The 1,825-nt window shown below is 37.7% G+C and carries 1 protein-coding gene; it reads left to right on the top strand.

The window, feature by feature from the left end; translation table 11 throughout:
- Positions 1-80 precede the first annotated feature (80 nt).
- Positions 81-1,661: an IS1182 family transposase gene (locus tag Q8S45_RS12170; RefSeq protein ID WP_305605207.1), complete on the top strand. Its 1,581-nt coding sequence runs from the start codon at positions 81-83 to the stop codon at positions 1,659-1,661.
- Positions 1,662-1,825: the final 164 nt, after the last annotated feature.

Below are 1,825 nucleotides of genomic sequence, written 5' to 3'. Positions count from 1 at the left end.
AATTCTTAAATAAGCGGCATTTTATTTTGCTAATTGATTGATTATCAATATATTTATATCATATTTTAACAACTTTTATTATGAAGTTTATTATCGGTAAAAACAGGTCTCAAATTCCACTTTTCGTTTCTTCGCTAGATGAAACCATAGACCAAAACAACGAAATCCGCCTTATTGACCTTTTTGTGGATAGTTTAAAGCTTTCCGACTTTGGTTTTAAGATGGATTTTATTGAAAATGGTCGTCCGGCATACCATCCTGCAGATTTATTGAAGTTGTTTATTTATGGTTATTTAAACCGGATGCGCTCCTCCCGCATCTTGGAAAAAGAATGTAAACGAAATATTGAACTCATGTGGCTTTTAAAAGGATTGACTCCAGACCACAACACCATCTCCAATTTTAGAAAAGACAATCCTAATGCCATTCAAAAAGTGTTCCGGCAGACCGTTAAACTTGCCAAACATTTTGACCTGATCGGCGGCAAACTTCTGGCCGGTGACAGCACCAAACTCAGAGCTCAAAACTCCAAAAAAAACAATTTCAATCCCAAAAAAATTCAACGCCATCTTGTGTATATTGATAACAAATTGGAGGAATATAACGCTGCGCTAGATTTGGCGGATGGTGATGAAAACAAAAAGGTGATTCAACAGCACATCGATACCCATAACCAACGCAAAGATTTTTACAACGATTTAACCCAACAATTAGAAGAATCCGGCCAAACTCAAATCTCTACCTCAGACCCTGACAGCCGTCAAATGATTACCCGAAACAACATTACCGAAGTGGCTTACAGTGTACAAACCACCGTTGATGCCAAACACAACATCCCGATCGATTATAAACTAACCAATGAAAATGACAGCAAAGCTATGGGCGGTATGGCTCGCAGAGCTAAAACCATTTTGGGTAAAAACGATTTTACCCTACTTTACGACAAAGGATATCACACCGGAAGTGAATTTGCTTACGCTGATGCTCATGGTGTAGAAGTGATGGTTGCCATTCCGGAGGTGGCTTCGCATGCACCCGATATTGCATTTGATGTAGAACATTTTGAGTACGATAAACAAAACGATTGCTATACTTGTCCGGCAAACGAATTGCTTACTACCAATGGCAGATGGTACAACAAAAGCAGGGGAAAATCCTCCAATAAAATAAAACAATACACCACTAAAGCATGTAAGGGCTGCGAGTATAATTCACGATGTACCAACAACAAAGCAGGGCGAATGCTCGAACGATCGGAACATGCTGACCTTATTTTTGAAAACAAACAACGGATAGTGCAAAACAAACAACGCTATCGCCGACGGCAAGCCATCGTAGAACATCCTTATGGAATCATCAAAAGACAATGGGGATTTTATTACATCTCCACTAAAAAAGGTATCAAAAGAGCAGCTGCTGATGTCGGACTTATATTTACCGCTTACAACCTGCGAAGAATCTTTAACCTAATTGATAAAAATGTGCTACAAAAGTTCCTCAAAGAACTGTCGCTTTTTATGATTGATTTTTTGGCAGTTATTAAGTCATTTAAACCCTTTTTAACACGTTCGATTTTTAATAATCTTGTGGTTAAAGTTTTTTTCAACATTCGGCAAATCGCTTCATTTACCTCCGCTTTTTTGCTATATTTGATAAAATAACCGGGGTTTTAAGACAAACTGCCGTTGGGTGCAATTATTAAAAACGTCTGTTCGAGTGTTTTTTGTGCAGTAAAACGAAACAAAAAATGTATCGAGAACCGTTTTTAACTATCATTTTTCTGTTCTCGATACAATTTTCTATCGAAAATCACTCGAAGTGACGA

This window comes from Lutibacter sp., from assembly GCF_030692605.1.
GTDB lineage: Bacteria > Bacteroidota > Bacteroidia > Flavobacteriales > Flavobacteriaceae > Lutibacter.
The sequence above is the reverse complement of the archived record's forward strand: the minus strand, read 5'-3'. Positions and strand labels throughout refer to the sequence as shown.

What these genes read in the sequence shown, in the direction of transcription:
- Q8S45_RS12170 (WP_305605207.1), top strand. Translation starts at nt 81, where the DNA reads ATGAAGTTTATTATCGGTAAAAACAGGTCTCAAATTCCACTTTTCGTT.